Annotated in this window: 19 protein-coding genes; 5 read left to right on the top strand and 14 right to left on the bottom strand. The window is 69.7% G+C overall.

The window, feature by feature from the left end; all coding sequences use genetic code 11:
• Positions 1-269: 269 nt before the first annotated feature.
• The 4 genes from AMIS_RS00670 to AMIS_RS00655 all read right to left on the bottom strand — a co-directional run bounded on the left by AMIS_RS00670 (position 270) and on the right by AMIS_RS00655 (position 3,535).
• Entirely contained in the window at positions 270-1,535 is a 1,266-nt protein-coding gene (locus tag AMIS_RS00670) for a PrsW family intramembrane metalloprotease (RefSeq protein WP_014440253.1), read from the bottom strand.
• Complete coding sequence (locus tag AMIS_RS00665; protein WP_014440252.1) at positions 1,532-2,113, bottom strand: hypothetical protein; 582 nt, start codon at positions 2,111-2,113, stop codon at positions 1,532-1,534. Before AMIS_RS00665 ends, AMIS_RS00670 begins: the two co-directional genes overlap by 4 nt.
• An 82-nt stretch (positions 2,114-2,195) precedes the next feature.
• Positions 2,196-2,762 (bottom strand): RNA 2'-phosphotransferase, encoded by a 567-nt coding sequence (locus AMIS_RS00660; protein ID WP_014440251.1) that lies wholly within the window; start codon positions 2,760-2,762, stop codon positions 2,196-2,198.
• A complete protein-coding gene (locus AMIS_RS00655; protein WP_386933769.1) occupies positions 2,759-3,535 on the bottom strand; it encodes a class I SAM-dependent methyltransferase in 777 nt (258 codons plus the stop codon). The genes AMIS_RS00660 and AMIS_RS00655 overlap by 4 nt, the downstream gene beginning before the upstream one ends.
• A 19-nt stretch (positions 3,536-3,554) precedes the next feature.
• Between AMIS_RS00655 and AMIS_RS00650 the strand changes: the two genes are divergently transcribed.
• Entirely contained in the window at positions 3,555-3,926 is a 372-nt protein-coding gene (locus AMIS_RS00650) for a PPOX class F420-dependent oxidoreductase (RefSeq protein WP_014440249.1), read from the top strand.
• A 108-nt stretch (positions 3,927-4,034) separates the two neighbouring features.
• On the opposite strand, the gene AMIS_RS41395 is transcribed toward AMIS_RS00650, so the two are convergent.
• Both AMIS_RS41395 and AMIS_RS00640 read right to left on the bottom strand, forming a co-directional pair.
• Entirely contained in the window at positions 4,035-4,244 is a 210-nt protein-coding gene (locus AMIS_RS41395) for a BldC family transcriptional regulator (protein ID WP_014687221.1), read from the bottom strand.
• A gap of 281 nt (positions 4,245-4,525) precedes the next feature.
• On the bottom strand, positions 4,526-5,365 hold the full coding sequence (locus AMIS_RS00640) for a hypothetical protein (RefSeq protein ID WP_014440248.1): 840 nt from the start codon (positions 5,363-5,365) through the stop codon (positions 4,526-4,528).
• 152 nt (positions 5,366-5,517) lie between these two features.
• On the opposite strand from AMIS_RS00640, the gene AMIS_RS00635 reads away from it, so the two are divergent.
• Positions 5,518-6,582, top strand: a complete 1,065-nt coding sequence (locus AMIS_RS00635; RefSeq protein WP_014440247.1) for a Glu/Leu/Phe/Val family dehydrogenase — start codon at positions 5,518-5,520, stop codon at positions 6,580-6,582.
• Positions 6,583-6,774: 192 nt separating this feature from the next.
• Positions 6,775-6,990 carry a DUF3073 domain-containing protein gene (locus AMIS_RS00630; protein ID WP_014440246.1) on the top strand — a complete coding sequence of 72 codons (216 nt, stop codon included), beginning with the start codon at positions 6,775-6,777 and terminating at the stop codon, positions 6,988-6,990.
• 119 nt (positions 6,991-7,109) lie between these two features.
• Here the strand turns inward: AMIS_RS00630 and amcA are convergent, their stop codons facing one another.
• From amcA to AMIS_RS00605, 5 genes are all read right to left on the bottom strand, one after another.
• Positions 7,110-7,334: a multiple cyclophane-containing RiPP AmcA gene (gene amcA / locus AMIS_RS00625; protein ID WP_041830383.1), complete on the bottom strand. Its 225-nt coding sequence runs from the start codon at positions 7,332-7,334 to the stop codon at positions 7,110-7,112.
• The gene (gene amcB / locus AMIS_RS00620; protein ID WP_041829486.1) at positions 7,303-8,409 is read right to left on the bottom strand and encodes a cyclophane-forming radical SAM peptide maturase AmcB; all 1,107 of its coding nucleotides are present in this window, start codon (positions 8,407-8,409) and stop codon (positions 7,303-7,305) included. The genes amcA and amcB overlap by 32 nt, the downstream gene beginning before the upstream one ends.
• A gap of 116 nt (positions 8,410-8,525) precedes the next feature.
• Positions 8,526-9,677, bottom strand: coding sequence for a phosphoribosylformylglycinamidine cyclo-ligase (gene purM, locus AMIS_RS00615; RefSeq protein WP_014440243.1), 1,152 nt, complete (start codon positions 9,675-9,677; stop codon positions 8,526-8,528).
• A gap of 34 nt (positions 9,678-9,711) precedes the next feature.
• The gene (purF, locus tag AMIS_RS00610) at positions 9,712-11,265 is read right to left on the bottom strand and encodes an amidophosphoribosyltransferase (RefSeq protein WP_014440242.1); all 1,554 of its coding nucleotides are present in this window, start codon (positions 11,263-11,265) and stop codon (positions 9,712-9,714) included.
• Between the two features lie 127 nt (positions 11,266-11,392).
• Positions 11,393-11,755 (bottom strand): sterol carrier family protein, encoded by a 363-nt coding sequence (locus AMIS_RS00605; RefSeq protein WP_083888552.1) that lies wholly within the window; start codon positions 11,753-11,755, stop codon positions 11,393-11,395.
• A gap of 152 nt (positions 11,756-11,907) precedes the next feature.
• Here AMIS_RS00605 and AMIS_RS00600 point away from each other — a divergent pair, with 152 nt between their 5' ends.
• Entirely contained in the window at positions 11,908-13,692 is a 1,785-nt protein-coding gene (locus tag AMIS_RS00600) for a carboxypeptidase regulatory-like domain-containing protein (protein WP_157434700.1), read from the top strand.
• Positions 13,693-13,795: 103 nt separating this feature from the next.
• Here the strand turns inward: AMIS_RS00600 and purL are convergent, their stop codons facing one another.
• The 3 genes from purL to purS are packed head-to-tail and all read right to left on the bottom strand — an operon-like array spanning position 13,796 to position 17,210.
• Positions 13,796-16,246 carry a phosphoribosylformylglycinamidine synthase subunit PurL gene (purL, locus tag AMIS_RS00595; protein ID WP_041829485.1) on the bottom strand — a complete coding sequence of 817 codons (2,451 nt, stop codon included), beginning with the start codon at positions 16,244-16,246 and terminating at the stop codon, positions 13,796-13,798.
• Positions 16,243-16,956, bottom strand: a complete 714-nt coding sequence (gene purQ, locus AMIS_RS00590; protein ID WP_041829484.1) for a phosphoribosylformylglycinamidine synthase subunit PurQ — start codon at positions 16,954-16,956, stop codon at positions 16,243-16,245. The genes purL and purQ overlap by 4 nt, the downstream gene beginning before the upstream one ends.
• A complete protein-coding gene (gene purS / locus AMIS_RS00585; RefSeq protein ID WP_041829483.1) occupies positions 16,953-17,210 on the bottom strand; it encodes a phosphoribosylformylglycinamidine synthase subunit PurS in 258 nt (85 codons plus the stop codon). Before purS ends, purQ begins: the two co-directional genes overlap by 4 nt.
• Positions 17,211-17,468: 258 nt before the next feature.
• On the opposite strand from purS, the gene AMIS_RS00580 reads away from it, so the two are divergent.
• Complete coding sequence (locus AMIS_RS00580; protein ID WP_014440236.1) at positions 17,469-18,146, top strand: S1 family peptidase; 678 nt, start codon at positions 17,469-17,471, stop codon at positions 18,144-18,146.
• Positions 18,147-18,211: the final 65 nt, after the last annotated feature.

The following is an 18,211-nucleotide window of genomic DNA, read 5'->3' as shown; positions in this document are numbered from 1 at the left end:
ACAGTGCCCGCAGAGGCCCGGTGTCCAGGATCGGAGTCGAACCGCCGCGCTGTACAACCTCGCGGCCTGGGTAGTTCGATGCATCGAACGCGGCGTTTCAGCCGGTTTCAGCGCCACCCGCAAGGGGCTGTTCCGCGCGGGAAGGCGATGACTGCACCGACCCCCGCCTGATGCCAAGGCCGCGCAGGCCGCACAGCAGCACCGCTCCAATATCCTGAACGCGCGTCGACGGGCGGCGGGGGCTGTGTCCCGGGGTGAACAGTCGGGGATCAGCCGCCGCCGAGGGCGGACAGCGCCGCCCACACCACCGCTATCGCGAGCGCCGCCGTGCCGACCGTCGAGGCGGTGTGCCGCCAGGACGGGACGCCTTCGACGGCCTCCGGGTGGCCCAGCATCTCCAGGCGGGCGCGGTGTGCGCGGACCTCGGAGGCTGCCGCCGTCTCGGGGACCGGTGTCGAAGCACGGCTCAGGTCGACCGCCAGGCGCGCCTGGGCACGCTGCAACCGCCGTACCGTTGCTCGGGCTCGGTGGCCGGCTTGCGCGGCAGCATGCCGGCGGGCCGCCGCGCGCCGTGACCCGGATCCCAGCACCCGCAGCTCGTTGTCGGTGATCAGAGCGGGGTCACGCAGCGTCGCCAGCTTGGCGACGTAGTAGGCCGCTTCGCGGTCGTGGGCCCGGCGGACCAGCCAGAGGATCAGCAGTAGCGGCGGCAGCCCTTTGAAGACCAGGACCGCGAGCAGGGCGAGCGCGCCGTTGCCCAGGCCCTCGCGGAAGAGCGGCGAGTTCCACAGCACGTGGGAGGCCCACGCGCCGAACAGGGCGAGGCCGGCCATCGTGATCCGGTGGCGGCGGGTGCGGTCCGGGTTGACCACGAGGTAGCCGATGCCGGCACCGGCCAGCGCGCCGAACAGGGTGTGGCTCCAGACGCCGGCGAGGAAGCCGCGGACCAGGAACGTGGTGACGACCGGCTGGATCTGGTCGCCCTGCCCGGCCAGCGCGACGGCGCCGATCGCGAAGACCACGTCCTCGACGATCTGGAAGCCGAGCCCGACCAGGGCGCCGTAGACCACGCCGTCGAGCACGCTGTTCACCTGGGCGCGCGCGATCAGCACGATGGCGACCACCCCGAGGGTCTTGGCGATCTCCTCGACGGTGGGCCCGGCCAGCGCGGCGCCCCAGCCGGCGGCGAGGTGCGGGGAGCCCAGTTTCGCGATCAAATTCTCCAGCGCGGTGCTGCCCGGGATCGAGACGGTGGTGGCGACCAGGCCGCCCCAGGCGAACGCCACCACCCGCAGGCTGGGTGGTTCCCGTTCCAGGAAGTCCAGCTCGGAGACGAAGAGCCAGAAGGGTACGGCGAGGAGCGCGAACAGCCCGACAGCGGTGACCGTCGCCAGCGGGTACGCGCCGAAGAACCGCCCGCCGATCTGCCCGATGCGCAGCGCTCCGGCGGTGAGCAGCACGAACACCACCCAGAACGCGGGCTTGCGGGCGAGGGCCAGTCCCGGGACGCCACCCGGACGTACCGCTTCGCTCATTGCTCTTCCTGGTAGCGCAGGGTCCGGGTGCTGGCGTCGATGGCCGGCAGGGTGCGGTCCAGGTCGAGGTCGCCGCCACTGACCGTGACCTCGATGGTGAGCCCGTGCGCGACGAAGACGGCATACCGCCCGCCGCGGTCGCCCGCGGTGTATCCGCCCTGGACACCGGCGAGCCCACCGGCTGTGGAGACCGCGAGCTGGGTGCCGGTCACCTGGTAACCGCGGTTGCCGGTGATGCGCTGGCGCAGGCGGATCGCGGCCGCGGTCAGGTCGCCGTCGAAGGGTTGCACCGCCACCGCGTACCGCACCGGGCCGATGCGGAACAGGGCGGTGCCCCGCTCCTCGCCGGGCCGGGTCCCGGTGACGTCGAGTGTCGCCCCGGGCGGCGGCACGATGGTGACCCCGGCACCGACCTCGTACGGCGCCCCGGCCGGGATGGCCCGCTGAGCCGGAACGGCCCGGTCCAGCAGTGGCAGGCCGACGGCGAGACCGGCGAGCACGAGGACGAGAACGAGCGCGATGGGAAGACCGAGAGTGCTGGGAAGGTCGGTGTGCTGACTGCGTGTAACCCTCCCCATCCGTCCAAGTTAACGGCGCTTCCGGGCCGTTGTCCGGAGAACCTTTGGCCGCCCACAGTGGAGGGAGGATCAACCTGGCAGATTACGGATTTGTCCGTTTTATCGACAGGTGCAAAGCCGGTACGACGGTGGTCAGCCATACCCCGTTGTCACTGCGGTGGAAGACGTGGCCCTCCGCGGCCATCGTCCCGGCCGCCACCCGGAACACCACCACGTCCGGCGACCGGCGCCGGCCGACCTTCAGCGCGGTCGGCACGTCGGCGGAGAGATGGACGTGATGCCGGCTCCGGGGGCGCAGGCCCTCCCGGAGGATCGCGTCGAGGTTCGCGCGGGGCGTGCCGTGGAAGAGCTCGCCGGGCGGCGTCGCGGGCGGCAGCGAGAGGTCCACCGCGACCCGCCGGGAGTGGCCCTGGCTGGCCCGGATCCGGTCCACGCCGTCCGGGCCGGGCGCGATGGCGAACCGCTGCTTGTCGTTGCCGGCGACCACCAGGTCGAGTTCCTCGCGGCTGACGCCGAGAGCGGCGAGGAAGACCGGGACGGGAACCCATCCGTTCGCGTCGAGCGTGAGGCCGGCTGACTCCGGCCGATGCCGCAGCACCATCGACATCCGCCGGCTGAGGCGGACCTGGTCGCGGGTGAGTTCGGTCAAGTGTCCTGCTCCATGACCGCAAGGTAGTACGGCCGGTCCTGCTCGTCGATTGATTTGAGCCGCCATCCGGTCCCGGCGAGCAGCCCCTCGAGCTCCGCCACGGAACAGTTCAGATAGTCGAACCAGTCCGAGGCGATCTCCCGGTACCGCAGGCGAAGCCGCAGCTGTCCACCGAGCCGGCCGCGCTGCCGGTTCCGCTCGTGATAGGCCACGTGCACCGGGTCCCGCGTGCCGTACGGATCCGAGCCCTGCGCCACGATCCGGGCGCCCGGCGCCGCGAGCCGGCTCAGGCCGGCCAGCAGGACCGGCGCCCGCTCCGGGCTCTCCAGCAGGCCGAGGTTGTTGCCGAGCAGCAGGAACGTGTCGTACCGGACGGCCGCGCGGGAGAACTCGTCCACGGTGTTCAGCACGGTGTCGCGCAGACCGCGCTTGCGGGCCACCTCGATCGCGCCGAGTGAGGTGTCCAAGCCGGTCACGGCGATGCCACGGCGCTGGAGCTCGATGGCGCACCGGCCCGCGCCGACGCCGATGTCGAGCACCCGGCCACGGCAGAGCCGCATCGCGCGGTGGTCGTACGGTGGCCAGTCCTGCGGCTCGTCGAGATAGTGGTCGGCCGGCGCCCCGTTGATCAGGCCGTCGTCCCGCTCGATCACTTCGATGACCGGTCGCGGGTACCGTCCGCCCGCCAGCGGCCTCGGCCCGATTCCGGTTCGTACCGCGTACGCGTCCCGGATCATCTCACCGAAGGCGTCGCCGATCGTCGGCTGCTCCATGGTCATCTACTCTTGAGGAATGGCCGGACTGGAGCAACTCGGATCCGAGAAATACGCCCTGCTGACGACGTTTCGCAGGGACGGGCGCGCGGTTGCCACTCCGCTGTGGGTGGTGCCCGACGGCAGCGGCCTCGGGTTCTGGACCGTGGCGGACAGCGGCAAGGTCAAGCGGATCCGCAACAGCGGCCGGGTCACGGTGGCGCCCTGCGACATGCGCGGCAAGCCGACCGGCGAGCCCGTCGAGGCGACCGCCCGGATCGGGGATCAGGCCGATTTCCAGCGGGTCGCCGGAACACTGAAGAAGAAGTACGGGCTGATGGGCCGGCTCACCGTGCTCGGCAGCAGGCTTCGGCGCGGAGCGGACGGCACGGTCGTCGTGTTGGTGAGCTGATCACCCGTACCCGAAGATCTTGTCCTTCGTTGTTCCAGATGAAGGTACGAAGAAGGGGCGATCGCCTTCCCCAGCGCTCGCCCCTTGCAACGATGTCGGTCGAAGCGGTCAGTCGCCCTGACGCTGCGTCGGAATCTGCCCTTGCAGCAGGGCGCGGACTTCCGACTCCCGGTAGCGACGGTGGCCACCCAACGTGCGAATTGCGCTGAGCTTGCCAGCTTTCGCCCACCGAGTAACGGTCTTCGGGTCGACTCGGAACATCGACGCCACCTCGGCCGGCGTTAGTAGCGGCTCAGGATCGTGCGTACGCGATGCCATCGGTCACTCCTCCACAGGTGCCTAAAAACATCGGCCGGGGTCCCGCCGGCCGGTGCGTCTCTCATGGTCCGGCTAGTCCCCGATGTCCGACATGGGCCGAACGGACGAACGTCCCCAGATAGATGGATGAAGCATGCCCGATTTTTGCGTGTTTTATACGCCAGATAGTGTCTCGTTTAGTCCGATTATGACGGTTCGGTAACCGGCGATTACGAAGAGTGTTCGCTTCGGGAGCGCTCCCGTTCGCTGAGATACGTATGCCTCTGTCCCATTTCCGCTGGTCAGTTGCATCGCTCGAGAAGCTGGACGGCTCGCCACCGCGCCACCAGCTTCTCGTATGCCTCACTTGCTGACTCACCGTCACCGCGAGAAAGTGCCGAAAGTCCGGCTGCCACCAGTCCGGGGGAATCATCCTCGGTCAGTTTGTCCTCCGGAAGAAGGTTGACCAGGCCGCCGTAGTCGAGCTCCACCACCGAGCGTGGATGGAACTCCTCCAGCCAGCGGGTGCCTTCCTCGACCGCCTCGGTGATCGGCGCGTCGCCCAGCGACTTGCGCAGCACGGACACCGCCCGATGGGCCCGGCGGCGGGCCTTCGAGATCTCCGTGCGGTAACGCAGCGTCCGGCGCCGCGCCTTGAGCGCGATGTCACGCTCCTCCAGGTCCACGAAGGCGAACCAGCGCAGCGGCACGCCCCAGGTGGAGACCTGCTCGTGCACCCGGGGCACACCCTGCTCCAGCACCTTGGCGCCGCTGCGCCAGTCCTCCACGACCGCTTTCGCCTGGCCGGCCAGGATCGGCGGCACGAACGCGTCGGCAAGCACGGCCGGCACCCCGTCCCGGGCGGTCAGAGCGGCCTCGGCGACCCGCAGGCGCAGGTTCCACGGGCAGACCAGGATCGAGTTGTCCCACTCCAGCACGTAGGCCTCGTCGGGCAGGTCCGGCAGCCGGGTCCAGCCGGCGCCGAGGGCCTCCAGGACGGCGGTGCGCTGGCGAACCGGCCCCTCGACCGGGCCGAGGTCACGGCCTTCCTTCGCGTAACGGCGCCAGAAGGACTGCCGGTCCCGGTCGAAGGCGGTCAGTGGCTCGTAGACCCGTAGGTACGACGCGAACAGTGACGGCACGGCGCGATCCTTTCACGAATCCGCTCGGGTGGAACTTCCCGCGCGGACGTAATCGGTGCGGCATTCACACCGATAGGCTCGTTTGCAATCCGGCACACCCCCGCCGGAGCCATGGCCCCACGAGGGTCACACCAGAATCAGGAGTGCAGACGATGGACGTCTTCGACACCGACGGGCACGAACAGGTCGTCTTCTGTCAGGACCGGGTGACCGGCCTGAAGGCGATCATCGGTATCTACTCGACGGCCCTCGGCCCGGCGTTGGGCGGGACGCGTTTCTACCCGTACGAGAACGAGGCCGCCGCGCTCGCCGATGTGCTGAAGCTGTCCCGCGGCATGGCGTACAAGAACGCTCTGGCCGGTCTCGACCTGGGCGGCGGCAAGGCAGTGATCTGGGGCGACCCGGCCCGGGTGAAGTCCGAAGGCCTGCTCCGGGCGTACGGCCGCTTCGTCGAGTCGCTGCGCGGCCGCTACTACACCGCCTGCGATGTCGGCACCTACGTCGCCGACATGGACGTGATCGCCCGGGAGACCCGGTTCGTGACCGGCCGCAGCGTCGAGCACGGCGGCGCCGGTGACTCCTCGGTGCTCACCGCCTGGGGCGTCTTCCAGGGCATGCGCGCCGCCGCCGAGCACACCTGGGGCACCCCGTCGCTGCGCGGCCGCACGGTCGGCGTGGCGGGCCTCGGCAAGGTAGGGAAGTACCTGACCGGCCATCTGGTGGAGGACGGCGCGACGGTGGTCGCCACCGACGTGAACGAGGCAGCCCTGGAATGGGCCCGGACCACCCACCCGTCGGTCCAGCTGGTTCCGGACACCACGGCGCTGATCACGTCCGACATCGACGTGTACGCGCCCTGCGCCCTGGGCGGCGCGCTGAACGACGAGACCGTCGGCGTCCTCCGGGCGAAGGTGGTCACCGGCGCGGCGAACAACCAGCTCGCTCACTCGGGCATCGGCAAGCTCCTGGAGGAGCGCGGCGTCCTCTACACGCCGGACTACGTGGTGAACGCGGGCGGCGTCATCCAGGTGGCCGACGAGATCGAGGGCTTCAACTTCGAGCGGGCGAAACTGCGGGCCACCGGGATCTTCGAGACCACCCGGCGGATCCTGGCGCTCGCCGGCGACGAGGGCGTCCCGCCCGCCGTGGCCGCCGACCGCCTCGCCGAGCGGCGGATGGCCGAGGTCGGTCGTCTGCGGGCGATTTACCTGAACTGAGCCGGTTGAACACCTGCCGCGCGTCCGCGGATCGGCCGTCGAAGGGCCAAACCGCGACGCGCGGCAGTGTCACACGCAACCCGAGGTGCCGAACGCGCCGTCGTCCATGTACCGTAAGACCCACGAGAGATGCCTGACGTCATCGGGGCCCGCCTTCGGGCTGCCCCGAATTCTGTGCGAGGGGGTCGAGCCATGGGGCGCGGCCGTGCTAAGGCCAAGCAGACGAAGGTGGCGCGGGAGTTGAAGTATCACTCCCCCAACACCGACCTCACCGCCTTGCAGCGCGAACTGGCGAGTGCCGGTAAGTCGAATCATCACTTCGACGACGACAACGACGAGTTCGTCGATGATGATGAGGACGACGACGCGGATGACGACCGGGATACCTGGTCGCCGACAAGGCGCTGACCCGCAGTAGCACAGAGCACGCGGCCTGACCGCGTGCTCCGGTGAGTCGCGGTCACATTTCTACGGTTGAACCGAAGCCCACGCGGGTGATCCCCGCGTGGGCTTCGACCGGGCGGGCTTCAGCGCGGCCGGTTGTTCCAGTTGTAGAACGTAGGAATGTTCTCGAAGTGGTTCCAGGCGCACACCGCCGTGCCACTGTCCGAGGGTGCCTGCTCGGCGCGTTGCTGCCGGGCGACGTCCGCCTCCGCGATGAGCGCGGTCAATCCTGCCCGGGTTTCGTGCACCCGAGCCGTGACCGGATCCTCCACGCCGTCAGACAGCCGTGGCTTCATGATCTCGGGCATGGTCCAGCACTCCCTCCAGTAGGCGAATCTTGCTGTTCCGGCAGTGGTCCGTCTCGGTGACGTCGAACCTGCCGTGTTCGAAGTAGCGGTTGGCCGCATGCGCGCCACCGCAGAACCCGAAGTAGGGGCAGCTGTTCCGGCACGACTCGATGCCGCGCAGGAACTCGGCGATCCACGGTGTGCCGGCCGCTCCGGCCAAGATCTCGGTGAGTGGTGTCCGCAACACGTTGCCGCTCGCGAAGTCGCCGTACCGGGGGTCGGAGAACCCGGCCAGCTCGGGCGAGAGCAACACCACCGAGCCGTCGTGCGCCACGGTCGGGATCGGGTCGAGCCGGCGGGGCAGCAGCTCGTCAGCGGTGCCGTCGAGGACCGCCGCGGCGTACCGCAGGGACCACTCCACCTCGCGCAGGTGGATCCGCGGTGCCTGCCGCCAGGCGCCGACCAGCTCGGCCCAGAACGCGCTCACCGCGGCCGGGTCGTGGCGGTTGAGCCGGGTGTTGACCCCCTCCAGCTCCTCCACGTTGATCCCGAGCACCTCGCAACCGAGGTCGAGGAAGTAGTCGTAGAGTTCGGTCGCCACGCCCGGTCGCGGATCACTGACCACGCAGAGTGCCGAGAACGGGATGTCATGCCGGCGCAGCGTGTCGATCCCCTTGACGATCAGGTCGTAGGCCGGGCGGTTGCCGCGGTCCACCCGGTCGCCGTTGCGCTGACGCGGCCCGTCCACGCTGACGCTGACCCGCACGTCGTGCTCCCGGAAGAACTCGCACCAGGCGTCGTCGATCAGCGTCGCGTTCGTCTGCACGTGGTGCTCGACCGACGCGCCGAACGGCGCGAAGAGCGCGGCCAGGTGGTCCAGGCCCGCCGCCAGCGGCTCACCGCCGTGCCAGACGACGGAAAACCTCTGCTGGGTACGGGCGAAACCGCTCACCGACGCAGCGACCTTCTCAGCGACCTCGACCGGCATCTTCAGGTTGTCCCGCCGGAACGGTAAGTAGCAGTACCCACATGCGAGATTGCACAGCGTAGTGGGCTGCATGACGACGTAGCTGGGCACCGCGGAGATGCCGCGCATCCCACTCCACGCACCGGTCATGTCACGCACACTAGGCCTCGCGGTCTACCAATACGAAAGATCCGCATGTGCCGGACATCGACACACACGGATCATTTCACGTTTTGTCCGTTAGGTCAGCCGCGGGTGTAGGAGCCCATCATCTGCACCTCGCCGGAACCCTCGATGACCTCGCCGACCTGCCAGGCCTCGACGCCACGGCCGGTCAGGTAGGCCATCGCCCGGTCCGCGTCGTCCGACGAGACCACCGCGAACATGCCGACGCCCATGTTGAACGTGGCCTCCATCTCGGAGTCCTCGATGCGGCCCTTCGCCTGGATCAGGTCGAAGATCGGCTGCGGGCGCCAGGTCGAGCGGTCCACCACGGCGTCCAGGTTGCTCGGCAGGACCCGGTTCAGGTTGCCGGGGATGCCGCCGCCGGTGACGTGCGAGAACGCCCGGACGTCGGTCTCCTCGATCAGGCCGAGGCAGTCCTTGGCGTAGATCTTGGTCGGCGTGAGAAGCTCCTCGCCGAGCGTGCGCTGGGTGCCGAAGTCGTCGACCACGGTGTCCAGGCGCATCCGGCCGGCGCCGAGCAGCACGTGCCGGACCAGGGAGTAACCGTTGGAGTGCAGACCCGAGGAGCGCATCGCGATCACGGCGTCGCCGATCTCGACCCGCTCCTTGCCGAGGATCTCGCTCTCCTCGACCACGCCGACGCCGGTCGCGGAGACGTCGTACTCGTCCGGGCGCAGCACGCCCGGGTGCTCGGCGGTCTCGCCACCGAGCAGGGCACAACCCGCGTACCGGCAGCCGTCCGCGATGCCGGCGCCGATCTCGGCGACCTTGTCCGGCACGACCTCGCCGCAGGCGATGTAGTCGAGCAGGAACAGCGGCTCGGCGCCGCAGGCCACCAGGTCGTCGACGACCATGGCGACCAGGTCGATGCCGATCGTGTCGTGGATGTCGAGCTGCTGCGCGATGACCAGCTTGGTGCCGACGCCGTCGGTCGAGGAGGCCAGGACCGGGCTCTTGTACTTCGCGGTGTTCAGCTTGAACAGACCGGAGAAGCCGCCGAGGTCACCCATCACCTCGGGCCGGGTGGTCTTCTTCACCTTCGACTTGAGCAGCTCGACCGCACGGTCACCCGCGTGGATCGAGACACCCGCGTCCGCGTACGTCGCCGAGCGCTTGCGCGGCCCGCGGCCCGCACCGGCCGTCCACGGCTGGCGGTCCGCGCCTTCGGCGCCGTTCGATCCGGCACTGTTGCGCTCGGACACGTGCGTCACGGTTCTCCCCTTAGCGGTTCTATGTTTCGAAAGGTCACGGGTGATGAAGCAGCGCGTTCGCGGCTTCGTAGTCCGACTCCAGGTCGGCCACCGCCGCGGTCGCCTGGTCCGGTGTGGCGTTGGGCATGCTCGCACGCTTGCCGACGCCCTCCAGCACGTGCTTGCCGATCAGGTCCCCGGCCGGGAGCTCGATCGGGTACTGCCCGTCGAAGCAGGCCATGCAGAGCCGCGTCTTCGGCTGCTCGGTCGCCTGGATCAGGCCGTCCAGCGAGACGTAGCCCAGGCTGTCCGCGCCGATCGAGCGGCGGATGCCGTCGATCTCCAGCCCGTTCGCGATCAGCTCGGCGCGGGTCGCGAAGTCGATGCCGTAGAAGCACGGCCACTTCACCGGCGGCGAGGAGATCCGCACGTGGATCTCCAGGGCACCGGCCTCGCGCAGCATCCGGATCTGGGCGCGCTGGGTGTTGCCGCGGACGATCGAGTCGTCGATGACCACGATCCGCTTGCCCCGGACGACCTCGCGCAGCGGGTTCAGCTTGAGCCGGATGCCGAGCTGGCGGATCGTCTGGGACGGCTGGATGAAGGTGCGGCCGACGTACGCGTTCTTCATGAAGCCGGCGCTGTACGGAATGCCGGAGGCCTCCGCGTACCCGATGGCGGCCGGGATGCCGGACTCCGGGACGCCGATCACCAGGTCGGCCTCGACCGGGTGCTCGTGGGCCAGCTTGCGGCCGACCTCGACGCGGGCCGAGTAGATGTTGCGGCCGGCGATCGTGGTGTCCGGGCGGGCGAGGTACACGTACTCGAAGAGGCAGCCCTTGGGCTCCGGCGCGGCGAACCGGCTGGACCGCAGGCCGTGCTCGTCGATCGCGATGATCTCGCCGGGCTCGACCTCGCGGACGAAGCTCGCGCCGGTGATGTCCAGCGCGGCGGTCTCGCTGGCGACCACCCAGCCGCGCTCCATCCGGCCCAGGACCAGCGGGCGCACGCCCTGCGGGTCACGGGCGGCGTAGAGGGTGTGCTCGTCCATGAAGACGAAGCTGAAGGCGCCGCGCAGGGTCGGCAGCAGCTCCAGGGCGGCGGCCTCGACCGAGAGGTCGGGGCGGCCGGCGAGCAGCGTGGTGACGAGCGCGGTGTCGGAGGTCGAGTCGCCCACCTCGAGACCGCGGTCGGCCACCTCCTTGGCGAGCTCAGCCGTGTTCACCAGGTTGCCGTTGTGCGCCAGGGCGATCGTCGTGCCGGCCGGCGTGGCCCGGATGGTGGGCTGCGCGTTCTCCCAGTTGGAGCCGCCGGTCGTCGAGTACCGCGCGTGGCCGATCGCCAGGTGGCCGCGCAGGCTCGCCAGGGTCGGCTCGTCGAAGACCTGGGAGACCAGGCCGATGTCCTTGTAGACCACCACGCCGGAGCCATCGCTCACCGCGATGCCGGCAGCTTCCTGACCTCGGTGCTGCAGGGCGTAGAGCCCGAAGTACGTGAGTTTCGCGACCTCTTCCTCGGGAGCCCAGACGCCGAAGACGCCACAGGCATCCTGGGGGCCGCGCTCCTGGGGGTCGAGATCGTCGGTCAGTAGGCCGTCGCCTCGGGGCACCTGCTTGCTCCCTCGTGTCGGATCTGCGTGAATCGCTCGAAGCGCTGATCTGCTCGAACTAGCTGGTCCGCTCCGACCGACCAGTGTACGCGAGGTAAAGGGCAGCGGCCCCTCGCTCATTCCCGCCTCACTCTCCGCTGAGCGGCAGATACTCCGAGAGATCGGTGCGGATGCCGCTCGCCCGGAGACGACCGTCACGCGCCGCCTCCGCCCACTCCAGGCGTCCGGTAGCCAGGAGCAGCCAGGTCATCGGATCCGTTTCGACCACATTGGGCGGTGTGCCGCGCGTGTGCCGCGGTCCGGCGACGCACTGAATCGCGCCGAAAGGTGGAATTCGCACCTCGACCGAACGGCCAGGAGCTCGTTGGGACAACACGGTCAGCAGAGCTCGGACAGCGTCACGCAAGACCGGGCGTTCAGGTTCGAGGCCCTGGTCCAGCGCGTCCAGGGCCTGGTTCACCGACTCGGATTTATTGTGCGGAGGGGACACGTCGGGACGATACGACTCGGTTTGTAGACAACGGCACACCGCCCTGGGTCGCGAAAGTGACGTGCGACAAGGCATAGTGGCCGACGGTGTTCAAGTCGCGGGATCTGCCGGTCGCCGAAACCGGGGACCGCGCGACCCGGAAGGTGGTGGATGTGACAACGCACCTACGCGCCAGGACGACCCAGGCCGGTGCGTTCCTGGCCCTGGTCGTCGGCCTCGTTGCCGGCGTGCAGACGGCTGCCCTGGCAGGCCCACCGGACGTGAAGATCACGAGCGTCTCGTCAACCGAGGTGGCCACGGGAAGTACTGTAACCATGCAGTACACCATCAGTAACCCCGGGTCTGGCGGTGGCGACGACGAGGGCGAAGAAGAGGGCGGCGGCCAGCAGCAGCAGGCCGGCAGCGCCACCATCAAGGTCAGCGGGATGAGCTGCAGCGGTGACTGCAGCTCGGTCAAGCAGATCGGCGCCGAGCCCGCCGGCTTCACCGCGACGCTGACCGCCCCGTCGGTCGCGGCCGGCCAGAGCAAGGACATCTCCGTCACGGTCACCGCGACGATCAACGGCGAGTCCAACTCGGCGAGCCAGACCGTCACGGTCAAGGGCGCCGACAAGCCGCAGGTGGTCACCCGGGTCTCCGGCAAGATCAAGGACGGCGACGGGAAGAAGATCGCCGGCGTCGACGTGGCGATGCAGGACGCGGCCGGCCACTCGTACGGCACCACCACCAACAGCAGCGGCAGCTACTCGTTCATCTCCTCGGACGACAAGCCGATCGAGCCCGGCAGCATCACCGTCGGCGCGCTGAAGGACGGCTACACCTCCACCACCGTCACGGTCCAGGGCAAGGCCGGCGGGTCGGTCAACGTGCCGATCACGCTGAAGAAGCTGGCCGCCGAGAGCCCCTCGCCGACCCCGTCGACGAGCGTCTCGGCCAGCCCGGTGCCGACCGAGGAGGTCACCGAGGACCCGGCCGAGGAGGAGACCGCCGAGACGCAGGCGCCGGTCGCCGCGAACCCGGTCTCCGACGAGTCCGAGGGCGGCATCAACTGGCTGCTCATCGTCATGGGCGTGCTGCTCGTGGCCGCCGGTATCGGCGCGATCGTCCTGGTGATCATGCGGCGGAAGAACGCCGGTGGCGGCGACGACGACTCGAACGACCCGCTCGGCGGGGCCGGCCCGGGCGGTGGCCCGCAGGGTGGCAGCCCGTTCGACGCGACCCGGGTGGCCGCTCCGGTCGGAGCCGGCCGCGGTGGCGACGCCACGATGGTCGCCCCGATGGGCGGCGGCGGCATCGGCGACGCCCCGACGATGGTGCACCGGCCGGTCGTCGAGGACGAGTTCCCCGACCCGTACGGCGCTCCGATCCCCCCGCAGGGCGGTTACGCCGGCGCCAACCAGTGGACCGACCCCGCTCAGCAGGGCGGCGGTTACGGCGGCGGGGCGTACGGCGGTCAGCAGCAGCAGTACGGCCAGCAGGACGGCGGGTACGGCGCGGGTGGCCAGGCGGTGCCGCAGCAGCGGTACGACGAGCACACCAGCCTGTACCAGCCGGAGCAGTCCCAGCAGCCGCAGCGCTACGACGAGCACACCAGCCTCTACCAGCCCGAGCAGGGCGGCGGCTACGGTGGCTATGACCAGCAGCAGCAGCCCGGTTACGGCGGTTATGACCAGCAGCAGCCCGGTTACGGCGGCGGCTACGACCAGCAGGCCGGCTACGGCGCCCAGCAGGGCGGGTACGAGCAGGGCGGCGGCTACGGCGGTTACGACCAGCAGCAACAGCAGCAGCAGCCCGGCTACGGCAACCAGCAGCAGCCTCAGGGCGGTTACGGCCCCCAGGGTGGGTACGACCAGCAGCACCCCGGTTACGACGACCCGGAGGGCTACAACGGTTACGGCCAGCAGCGCCCGCCGCAGAACCGCGACTGGAACGGCTGACCCGCAGAACTGAGAAAGGCCCTGTGCGAGTGATCGCACAGGGCCTTTTTTGATGGCCTTTTTTGATGGCCGCCGGGGGCTCGCGGCCCCCGGCGACCAACGATCAGCCGTTCGGGTCGGTCAGCTCCAGCGTGACCGAGCGGACCTCGCCCTCGGCCGGAGCCGCCTCAGCCGGGCCGCCGAAGAGCTTCTTCAGCGTCCCCGACCAGGCCTCGCGCAGCTCGCCGAGACCGATCGTGAACTGGTCCTGCACCTGCAGCGACTGCTCCTCGGTGGTCACACCGAGCGCGGTCACCGGCACGCCGAACTCGGCGGCCAGGGCAAGGAACGCCTTTTCGTGCCCACGCGGAACGGCGACCACGGCCCGGCCGGCCGACTCGCTGAACAGCTGGACGAACGGCGACACACCGTCCTGCGGGAAGCTGACCTTCACGCCGACGTCCCGGCGCAGGCAACTCTCCACCAGCGCCTGAGCCAGGCCGCCGTCGGAGAGGTCGTGCGCGGAGCTGACCAGCCCGGCCTTCGAGGCCCGGGCCATCATGGCGCCGAGCGTCTGCTCGGCCGCGAGGTCGACCCTCGGCGGCTTGCCACCGAGGTGACCGTGGGTCACCCACGCCCACTCCGAGCCGGAGAGCTCGTTGCGGGTCTCACCGAGCAGGTAGACCAGGTCGCCACCGGCCTTGGCGGGCGGCGGGAAGCCCATCGGGATGCGGCGGGCCACATCGTCGAAGACGCCCAGCACGCCGACCACCGGGGTCGGGTGGATCGCCGCGGCGCCGGTCTGGTTGTAGAAGCTGACATTGCCACCGGTGACCGGGGTGCCCAGCTGCAGGCAGCCGTCGGCGAGACCGCGCACGGCCTCGGCGAACTGCCACATCACGGCCGGGTCCTCGGGCGAGCCGAAGTTCAGGCAGTCGGTCACCGCGACCGGCTCGGCGCCGGTGACGGCGACGTTCCGGTACGCCTCGGCCAGAGCGAGACGTGCGCCCTCGTACGGGTCGAGCCGGGCGAACCGGCCGTTGCCGTCGACGGAGAGCGCCACACCGAGGCCGGTCTCCTCGTCGATCCGGAGCACGCCGGAGTCCTCCGGCTGCGCCAGGACGGTGTTGCCGAGGACGTACCGGTCGTACTGCTCGGTGACCCAGGTCTTGTCGCACAGGTTCGGCGAGGCGACCATCCGCAGCACGGTCTCGCGCAGCTCGTCACCGGTCGACGGGCGCGGCAGGGTCTCCGCGCGGTCGGCCTGCAGCAGGATCAGGTCACCCGGCTCGCGCAGCGGGCGGGCGTAGACCGGACCGTCGTCGGCGAGCGAGCCCGGAGGCACGTCGACCACGACGTGGTCGTTCCAGCTGATCACCAGGCGGCCCGGGGTGCCGTCCGCGCCGGCCGGGGTGACCTCGCCGATCGCGGTGGCCCAGACGCCCCACTTCTCGGCGATGGCCAGCACCTTGTCGAGGTTCTCCGGCGTGACGATCAGGAGCATGCGCTCCTGGGACTCGCTGGCCAGGATCTCGGTCGGCGACATCGAGGCCTCGCGCAGCGGAACCCGCTCCAGCCAGACCCGCATGCCGGTGCCGGCTGCCGCGGCGGTCTCGGTGAGCGCGCAGGTGAGGCCCGCGCCACCGAGGTCCTGGATGCCGCTGACCAGGCCGGCGTCGTACAGCTCGAGGCAGCTCTCGATCAGGAGCTTCTCCATGAACGGGTCGCCGACCTGCACCGACGGGCGGCGCTGCTCGGCCTCCTCGTCGAAGGTGGCCGACGCCAGCACGGAGACACCGCCGATGCCGTCCCGGCCGGTCCGCGCGCCGAGCAGCACGACGATGTTGCCGGTGCCGGTGGCTTCCTTCTTCTGGAGCCGCTCGACCGGCAGAACACCGATGCTGAGCGCGTTGACCAACGGGTTGCCCTGGTACGACGGGTCGAAGACGATCTCGCCGCCGATGTTCGGCAGGCCGAGACAGTTGCCGTACCCGCCGATGCCGGCGACCACGCCGGGCAGCACCCGGGCGGTGTCCGGGTGGTCGGCCGCGCCGAACCGCAGCGGGTCCATCACCGCGATCGGCCGGGCGCCCATCGCCAGGATGTCCCGGACGATGCCGCCGACGCCCGTCGCGGCGCCCTGGTAGGGCTCCACGTAGCTGGGGTGGTTGTGCGACTCGACCTTGAAGGTCACCGCGAGCTCGTCGGAGATCTGCACCACACCGGCGTTCTCGCCGATGCCGGCGAGCATCCGGGTGTTGGCCGGGACCTTCTCGCCGAACTGGCGCAGGTGCACCTTGCTCGACTTGTAGGAGCAGTGCTCGCTCCACATGATCGAGTACATCGCGAGCTCGGAGGCGGTGGGCCGCCGTCCGAGGATCTGACGGATCCGCTCGTACTCGTCGTCCTTGAGGCCGAGCTCGGCGTGCGGCTGCAGCTCGTCGGGCGAGCCCTGCGCCTTCTCGACCGTGTCCGGACCGTCCGAGAACTCGTTGACCAGCACGTCTGTAGCGGCGAAGCCACTCTGCTTGGTCGGTGCCGCGTCGCTGGAGACAGTCTCCGGCTGCGTGGTCATCGCTGTTGTCCCCCTGCGAGCTGACCGTCCGCGGACGCCCCCGCCAGGGCCTGCAGGACGGAGGTGAAGAAGCCGAGGCCGTCGAGCGACGGGCCGGTCAGCGCCTCCACGGCGTGTTCCGGGTGCGGCATGATGCCGACGACATTGCCGGCCTCGTTGGTGATCCCGGCGATGTCGCGCTGGGAGCCGTTCGGGTTGCCGCGGACGTAGCGCGCGATCACCCGGCCCTCGGCCTCCAGCGAGTCCAGCGTGTGCTGGTCGGCGACGAAGCAGCCCTCGCCGTTCTTAACCGGGATGAGGATCTCCTGGCCGGGCGTGAACCGGTTGGTCCAGGCGGTGTTCGTCGCCTCGACCTTCAGCCACTGGTCCCGGTTGCGGAAGTGCAGGTGCTGGTTCCGGGTCAGCGCGCCGGGCAGCAGGTGCGCCTCGCACAGGACCTGGAAACCGTTGCAGATGCCCAGAACGGGCAGGCCGCCGCGGGCCGCGTCGATGATCGACTCCATGACCGGAGCGAATCGCGCGATGGCGCCGCAGCGCAGATAGTCGCCGTACGAGAAACCGCCGGGCAGGACCACGGCGTCGACGCCGTGCAGGTCCGGGTCGCCGTGCCAGAGCCGCACGGCCTCAGCGCCGGCGATCCGGGCGGCGCGGGCGGCGTCCCCGTCGTCCAGCGAGCCGGGGAAGGTCACCACACCGATCCGCATGGTCAGGCGACCTCCGCCGCCGCGCTCTCGACCACACGGATCTCGAAGTCCTCGATCACCGGGTTGGCGAGCAGCTTGTCGGCGATTTCGCGAGCCCGATCGAGGTCGGGCTCGCCGGCGAAATCAATCTCGATTCGGCGGCCGATACGGACGGAGGAGACATCGGTGACGCCGAGCCGGGGCAGTGCGTTTGCCACTGCTTGACCCTGCGGGTCCAGGATCTCCGGCTTGAGCATGACGTCGACCACGACGCGAGCCACGGGCACTCCTGACTGATAGGTGTAAGCACGCGAAGCCTACCTGGTCAAGTCGGTCCGCAACCCACGGGCCGGTGCGGAGCAACCGACGTAACGGTCATTGAGCAGGGAATCTCCCATTGATCCGCGGGTCATCACACCGTGATAGGTGTCGATTGAATGGTAGGGCCGGGCCCGCTGATGCCTTACCGTGCATCCATCGAATTCGATTCACTACCGCGCGCGCCTCCGTCGACCCGATCCCCAGAAAGGAATCTCGACGTGCGCATTCGACTCCTGGCCGCCGTAACGGGCCTCGCCGCCGCGCTTGTCACGCCGGCCGCTGCACACGCGGACGACGACATCACCCCGTACATCATCGGCGGGGGCACGGTCTCCTCCGCGCCGTGGGCCGCCGCCGTGCTGAGCAACGGCAGCTTCACCTGCTCCGGGACGATCATCTCGGCGAACTACGTGCTCACCGCGCGGCACTGCATCAGCGGCACGATGTCGGTCCGGGTCGGGAGCGTGAATCGGACAAGTGGCGGGGTCACCCGTACCGTCGCGGCCACCTCGACCCGCTACGACCTCGCGCTGATGCGGCTGAGCCAGTCGGTCAGCACCACCTACATGCCGCTCTCCAGCGCCTACCCGCCGGTCGGCTCGACCAACTCGATCTACGGCTGGGGCATGACCTGCTACTCCGGCTGTTCCGCCTCCACGGTCCTGAAGACCGCCACGGTCCAGGTCACTTCGACGAACCAGACCGACGCGTACGGCGGACGGGCGATCGGCAGCACCCGGATCAACGGAAACGCCTGGCGCGGCGACTCCGGTGGCCCCCAGGTGTACAACGGCGCCCAGGTCGGCGTGGCGTCGACGGCTGACGGCACGAGCCGCCAGTACTACGGATCGGTGGCCTACAACCGCGCGTGGATCACGTCTGTCGCCGGCGTCTAGACCCACGCGAAAGGTGCCGCATCCTCGGCGCCTTGGATGGCGCCCGGCCTCGCCGGGCGCCATCA

Origin of the sequence: Actinoplanes missouriensis 431 (genome assembly GCF_000284295.1) — a bacterium.
Taxonomy (GTDB): Bacteria; Actinomycetota; Actinomycetes; order Mycobacteriales; family Micromonosporaceae; genus Actinoplanes; species Actinoplanes missouriensis.
The sequence above is the reverse complement of the archived record's forward strand: the minus strand, read 5'-3'. Positions and strand labels throughout refer to the sequence as shown.